Origin of the sequence: Flavobacterium sp. J27, from assembly GCF_004303025.1 — a bacterium.
In the GTDB taxonomy this organism is placed as follows: domain Bacteria; phylum Bacteroidota; class Bacteroidia; order Flavobacteriales; family Flavobacteriaceae; genus Flavobacterium.
Genome location: NZ_PJQW01000035.1, coordinates 1 through 834, shown reverse-complemented (window position 1 = coordinate 834; position 834 = coordinate 1). Strand labels below are relative to the sequence as shown.

Annotated in this window: 2 protein-coding genes; both read right to left on the bottom strand. The window is 35.1% G+C overall.

Annotation, left to right across the window (positions count from 1 at the left end):
• The coding region (locus CX675_RS19645; protein WP_130736957.1) for a hypothetical protein at positions 1 to 361 on the bottom strand (361 nt) is incomplete at its 3' end.
• Positions 362 to 411: 50 nt separating this feature from the next.
• Positions 412 to 834 (bottom strand): FISUMP domain-containing protein (locus CX675_RS19640; RefSeq protein WP_304988712.1); only part of this gene is annotated, 423 nt, incomplete at its 5' end.

Below are 834 nucleotides of genomic sequence, written 5' to 3'. Positions count from 1 at the left end.
GATCACCAATTTTTACAATCTTGTAACGTTGTCCATCCCGTTCATCTAACAGCGAGCTTAAATCGGCTTCTGTTACACTTGTTGTAGATGTACAGGTGTTGGCATCTCTAACGGTTAGTGTATAATCTCCGGGTTCAATATCGGAAAAGGTATTGGATGTTTGAAATGTTGTTCCATCTATGGAGTACTCATAAGGAGCTACGCCTCCTGTAGCCGTTGCTCTTACAGTGTATTCTTCTGCAATTGCTGTTACTGTTAATGTGCTATTTTCACACGAATTATTTGTATTGTCATCATTGGAACAAGATGTTGTTAGACATATTGTAAGCACTAATGTTATTGATTTAATAAGATTTTTCATTTTTAGATTTGTGAAGTTTATATTTAATTAAATTTGATAGATTGTGTTGATTAATTATTCAGGATTTTGATGAGTCTTACACTTAATGCAAAATTGTTATTTGCAGTACCCTCAGAAAAATTACTATTACCTATTGCATATAAGTAGTATTCATTAGTCTCATTGCCTACAGTTGAAGACCAATAATACCCTCTATGTCCAAAGTTGCCAAAACTCTCGTCATCTCTTCTATGACCTGCAAGTAAAGCTTGAAAATCACCATTCATTAATTCTGTATGTGCCACATTAATACCTACTTCATTAAATAAAACCTGCCAATCGCCTTGAGTTGGTAACTTCCAACCTTCTGGTGCCAGTTGTGAAGCTGCATCCCAAGTGTATAACTTTCCATAGGTATCGCAATTAGTTGATTCATCGTTATAACACCATGATGAAGTGGCTGTTGCTGTATTGGTATCGAAATTGAAATTTTC